Source organism: Mycobacterium sp. TH-M25 (assembly GCF_057473665.1).
The window spans coordinates 1-5331 of sequence record NZ_JBYCLA010000172.1 but is presented as its reverse complement, the minus strand read 5'-3'; the positions used below and the strand labels follow the sequence as shown (position 1 = coordinate 5331).

Annotated in this window: 4 protein-coding genes and 2 pseudogenes; 4 read left to right on the top strand and 2 right to left on the bottom strand. The window is 63.2% G+C overall.

The annotated features are described in order from the left end of the window. Window positions 1-147: 147 nt before the first annotated feature. The gene (locus tag AC2VOU_RS05920; protein ID WP_486956530.1) at window positions 148-807 is read right to left on the bottom strand and encodes a M15 family metallopeptidase; all 660 of its coding nucleotides are present in this window, start codon (window positions 805-807) and stop codon (window positions 148-150) included. 19 nt (window positions 808-826) lie between these two features. On the opposite strand from AC2VOU_RS05920, the pseudogene AC2VOU_RS05915 reads away from it, so the two are divergent. Beyond that, window positions 827-1120: pseudogene (locus tag AC2VOU_RS05915) on the top strand (adenylyl-sulfate kinase); the annotation flags it as partial. A 295-nt stretch (window positions 1121-1415) separates the two neighbouring features. Next, window positions 1416-2894 (top strand): nitrate/nitrite transporter, encoded by a 1479-nt coding sequence (locus tag AC2VOU_RS05910; RefSeq protein ID WP_486956529.1) that lies wholly within the window; start codon window positions 1416-1418, stop codon window positions 2892-2894. 196 nt (window positions 2895-3090) lie between these two features. On the opposite strand, the gene AC2VOU_RS05905 is transcribed toward AC2VOU_RS05910, so the two are convergent. After that, window positions 3091-4107, bottom strand: coding sequence for an NAD(P)-dependent oxidoreductase (locus tag AC2VOU_RS05905; protein WP_486956528.1), 1017 nt, complete (start codon window positions 4105-4107; stop codon window positions 3091-3093). Window positions 4108-4127: 20 nt separating this feature from the next. On the opposite strand from AC2VOU_RS05905, the gene AC2VOU_RS05900 reads away from it, so the two are divergent. Both AC2VOU_RS05900 and AC2VOU_RS05895 read left to right on the top strand, forming a co-directional pair. Then, a complete protein-coding gene (locus AC2VOU_RS05900; RefSeq protein WP_486956527.1) occupies window positions 4128-4577 on the top strand; it encodes an MBL fold metallo-hydrolase in 450 nt (149 codons plus the stop codon). A gap of 368 nt (window positions 4578-4945) precedes the next feature. Next, window positions 4946-5179: pseudogene (locus AC2VOU_RS05895) on the top strand (site-specific integrase); the annotation flags it as partial. Window positions 5180-5331: the final 152 nt, after the last annotated feature.

Here is a 5331-nt window from a genome sequence, read left to right as displayed (position 1 = left end):
AGCACCGACTCGTGGTGCCCGTGGGTGTAGACGGCCTGATGTTCGTTGGCCATGGCGCGACCTCCTCGCACGTCGAATCGTGTTCGCTGCCAAGATTACCGGCAGCTTTTTCATAATACGAAACAGACATCTCATAGCTTGAGACGATTAGTTGACCGGTACGTCGAGGATGGGACGCTGCACGCCGGCGCCGGCGCCGTCGAAGTGCCACCACTCACCGGAGTACGGCGACAGCCCGGCGGCACTCATGGCATCGCGCAACCTGGCCCGGTTCACTCGCTGGCCGATGCTGACCCCGTCGGTAGCGAAAGCCGTTGCCCGCGGGGAGAAGTCGTCGAAGTCGGTACCCATGTCGACGAGGCAGCGCGGACACTGCTCGGTCATATTGCCCAGCGTCACATCGACCGAGCGTCCCGACTCGTGACTCTTCGCGTAGTTACCGGGCTTGGCCACCCACGCCGGGTTCGGCACGACGTCGAACATCTTGACCTGAACATCATGCGGGCGATAACAGTCCCAGAAGACGAGACGGTCTCCGGCCGACGCCAGAGCTTTGGCGGCCGACGCCAGCCCGGGCGCCAGGGATTGGTGTACCAGACAACGCGCATTGGCCGGGTACAGCTGGCTGTGGGTGAAGTTGTTCGTTGTCGCATAGCGCAGGTCGATCAGCGCGTTGGGAACCACGGAGCGGACGTCGACGAAGCCCGCTGCGCGCGCCTCGGGGCTCAGTGGAGGCACATCCGCATTCGCGTGCACGCCACAGCTCACCGCAGCGAGCAGGAACAGGGCACCCACGAGCCGGACCATGGGTCCAGTATGAGACCGCGTCAGCCCGGATCGATGGCTGCACCGCACCGCTCGTGCCCATCGTGCTGGATACCGTTGCAGCATCAGCGACGCCGCGAAGCTGCCGTTCATTGAGGTGTACGTCGCCACACCGCTGTCCGAATACGAGAAGCGCGATCCCAAGGGGCTTTATGCGCGGGCGCGAAGCCGCGAGCTGACAGGGGTGACGGGCGTCGATGCGCCCTATGAGCCACCGGAGAACGCCGACCTCGCTCTCGACACCGCCGGAGCCACGCTCGAGGACATCATCGCACGAGTGCTCGCGGTCCTCGACGAAAACAGCCCACGCCGGAACTGTGACCGCGAGGGTTGGTCGGATTCACGCTTCAGGACAGCTGGCACGATCGGGCTTCTGTCGCGGCAGATTCGGACGGCGCACCCGCAGCGATCGCGCGCTGAGCCGGCCGCATACCGGATGGATCACACACGAAAGTTTCGACCGTGCCCCATTTTCAGGACTTTTACAGCAGTTCTCCAGGAGTTTTACGCTTCTTAGGACGGTCCGCGCGCTCCACAACCTGGCACTCTGGAAAACGGTGATTCGCTTGAGGCGGGGTTCAGGGAGGGTGATGGAACGGCAGGTACTGCTGGACGGTGAGGATTCACCGCTCGCGCACGGTCCCAGCCGATCAGCGGTGTCGACTTTTTCGCTGGACGGTGCGCAGGCGGGAACCCGTCCATCGGCCAGGAGAGCAATTCGGCCGCGTCATATCTCGCATTGGGACCCCGAGGATTTGGCATCCTGGAACGCCGGCAACAAGAACATCGCCAGGCGCAATCTGCTCTGGTCGGTCGCGGTCGTGCACCTGGGTTACTCGATATGGTCGCTGTGGCCGGTGATGGCGCTGTTCATGCCCGAACACGTGTACGGCTTCACCGTCGGCGACAAGCTTCTGCTCGCCACCACCGCCACCCTGGTAGGGGCATGCCTGCGGCCGATCTACGCGGTGGCCGCAGCAATTGTCGGCGGACGCAACCTGGCGGTGTTCTCGGCACTCGCACTGCTGATCCCGATCATCGCCGCGATGGTGCTGTTGGCCCATCCCGGATTGCCATTGTGGCCGTATCTGGTGTGTGCGGGATTGAGCGGAATGGGCGGCGGTAATTTCGCCGCCTCGGCAAGCAACGCCAACGCGTTCTATCCGCACCGCCTCAAAGGCTTGGCACTCGGACTCGCCGGCGGGATCGGCAATCTCGGGGTTCCGATGATGCAGGTGGTCGGCCTGCTGATTATCGCTACGGCAGGCGACCGGCAGCCATACTGGGTTTGCGGCCTATACCTGGTGCTGCTGACCACCGCCGCATTCGGAGCACTGTTCTTCATGGACAACGTTGCGCAGCACCGTGTCGAGTCCCGACATCTGCGGTCGATCCTGTCCGCGGTCGTCTCCAGTCACGACACCTGGCTGCTCGGGCTGCTCTACGTCGCAAGTTACGGCTCGTTCATCGGGTTCGCGTTCGCGTTCGGCCAGATATTGCAGACCAGCTTCATCGCCGACGGACAAAGTACCGCCCGGGCCTCGCTGCATGCCGCCCAATTGGCCTTCATCGGACCACTGCTCGCGGCGCTGGCCCGCGTCTACGGCGGGCGGTTGGCCGACCGATTTGGCGGAGGCCGTATCACCCTGATGGCCTTTTCTTCCATGGTCATCGCCGCCGGAATGCTGATCGGTGTGGACGGTCACGCAGTCCAGGTCATTGACTCGCCGACGGTGGGCTATTTGGCCTGCTTCATCGCACTGTTCATCTTGGCCGGGCTGGGCAACGGATCCGTCTACAAGATGATTCCGACAGTGTTCGAGGCATGCAGCCAATCGCTGGACTTCAGCGAGACCGAACGCCGTCAGCGATCGCAGCTGATCTCCGGGGCCGTCATCGGCTTCGTCGCGGGCGTCGGCACATTCGGCGGAGTCGCCATCAACCTGGCGCTGCGGCAGTCTTACCTCAGTACCGGCACGATGACGTCGGCGTTCTGGCTCTTTCTGGCGTTCTATATTGTCGCGGCATTGCTGACCTGGATCAGGTACGTCCGCGTGAGGATCGGATGACGCCGCTACCGGCGAGATCGGCACCGGTTGCGTCCACTTAGTTGTTCCAGCGCGTCGGATTCATAGAAAGTGTTGCTGTGTTTGGCGATTCGGGTCTGATGCTGGCCAAAGCTGGCTGCGCCGGCACTGGGGTTCGCGCAGGACCCCGAATCCCGCAGGCAGCGCACTCGCCTGGCCTCTAGAGAAAAGCAAGTGATCACATCGTGTCGTGGCGGACCCGGGGCCGATTGACTGGATGATCAGGAAGGCTTCCGGAGAGCACCCGTCTGATCTGTCTGGCGGCCGCCAAGGCGATGTCGCGGCGCACGATGCCCACGGCAGACCCAAGGTGAGGCGTCAGGACCGTGCGGGGATGAGCCAATAGCGTCGGTGGAATCTCCCGCGGTCGTTCATGACGCGCCCAGTCCTCCATTTCGAAGACATCTGCTGCGTAGCCAGCGAGTTGCCCAGAGACCAGCGCCGCGGCCACGGCCTGCTCATCCACTACTGAGCCGCGCCCAATGTTGATCAGGTACGCACCCGCGCGCAGCCGGGCGATCGCGGTCGTGTCGATCAAGTGAAATGTGCTCTCGGTGAGGGGAACCAGACACAGAACGATGTCGGAGGTTTCGAGCAACTCCTCGAAATCGAGCCGACGCACGGCCAATGCGTCCTCCTCGTGGGCTGGAAGCGGCCGCTGATCGAAATAGACGGTACGGCAACCGAAACCGGTCAGCCGGCGGGCGGCGGCGCGCCCCAGTGCACCCATGCCCAGCACCCCGACAGTGGCGCCGCTCAGGCCACATCCGTAGAACGCCGGCCGCCATCCGGAAAACCCATTCGTGCGCAAATGCCCGTCGGCCTCGGTGATCCGACGGGTGAGGTCGAGGGTGAGCCCGATCGCCAGGTCGGCGGTCGGCTCGGTCAGCAAGTCGGGCACAACGGTCAGCCACACCCCGCGCCGCTCGCACGCCATAGCGTCGAAGTTGTCGAATCCCTTGAGCGCGCCGCTGATCACCTGCAGCCTCGGACAGGCAGCAAGAAACGAGTCGTCGACCCAGTCGGCCATGCAGGCAAGGATCGCGCTGGCATCACCAGCGTGCGCGAGCACTTCTGATCGCGAGAACACCGTTGGCTCATGCGGGGCAACCGGCTGGGAAAACTCCCGCAAATAGGCCAGCACGTCTTCGGGGACCCAATGTGTCACGACGACTTTGTGCGCTTCGGCCGTCACATCGTGAACCCTACGATGCGATGTGGCACGGTGAACGCAGGGGCGACGGGTCAGCTCAGATCAGCTTCGTGGGGTCCGGGGACGCTTTCGGCAGCGGCGGCCGGCTGCAGGCCTGCATGCCTATCCGCCGCCGGTCAGGGCCACCAGTCCTGCTCGACTGCGGGTCAACCGCGCTGGTTGGGCTGAAACGTCTGGGGCTCGAACCTAACGACCTGGCAGCGGTATTCGTCTCACATCTTCACGGCGACCATTTTGGTGGGTCGCCGTTTTTGATCCTCGACGGCCAGGTTCGGCGCCGAGGCACGCCGTTGGTGGTGTTCGGACCAGAGGCTTTGCGGCAGCGGCTGACCCAAGCGATGGAGGTGTTGTTCCCCGGCTCGTCGACTGCGCACCGCCAATTCGACGTTGACGTCGTTGAGCTGCGGCCCGGCGCACATCGGCGGGTTTGTGGGATCGGCGTTCGGCTCTGAAATGCTGCCCGAATCCGCCACGTATCTCGGGAGATACCTGTCCTCAACAGGGTTGACCTGCCAGATACTGAGGTGGTGCTCGGTGATCTCGCAATTAACGTCCCCGACGACCGCGATTAGTGGTCGCCCTAACTGAAATCCGTTGGCCACGAACACATTTTTCGGACTCCGAGAAACTTCTGGTGAGCCGGTACGGCATGGCGGCTTATTTTGCCCCGGTTCGTGTCTCACTTGCCAGCCTGTCGTCCAGGACGGTCACAGCGGCCCAGGGCTTATCGCTACACAGGCCGCGACCCGCGTCGCAAACTCCGCGCCCGAATCGCCCCAGCTCAAACGCAACACGAACCCAACCGCACACGGTCACTGCGGAGACAAGACACACCTACGCCAGCCTGGCCCGCAAATCAGGTGCCGACCTTGGCTACGTGCAGAAGACCATGGGCCACTCGACGCCGACCGTCACCGCCAACACCTATAGCGACCTTTACGCAGACGAACTGGACCAAGTGGCAATCAACCTCGACCAGCTTCACGCGACGGAGACTCAACCACCCAAGACCGGACAGAAACCCGAAGAATCAATCAACCAACCGAGTGCGTAACCCGTGTCTAAGCAGGTAGAACGTGGTAGCCAGGGCCGGGATCGAACCGGCGACCTTCCGCTTTTCAGGCGGATTAGGTTCGGCCACTTGAGGATTCGCGCTGGACACAACGGCTTTTGTTGTTGTGGCCAGACCCGCTAGACGGGTCGCAT

Coding starts and splice junctions, on each gene's coding strand:
- AC2VOU_RS05920 (WP_486956530.1), bottom strand. CDS start 807: ATGGTCCGGCTCGTGGGTGCCCTGTTCCTGCTCGCTGCGGTGAGCTGT.
- AC2VOU_RS05910 (WP_486956529.1), top strand. CDS start 1,416: ATGGAACGGCAGGTACTGCTGGACGGTGAGGATTCACCGCTCGCGCAC.
- AC2VOU_RS05900 (WP_486956527.1), top strand. CDS start 4,128: ATGTGGCACGGTGAACGCAGGGGCGACGGGTCAGCTCAGATCAGCTTC.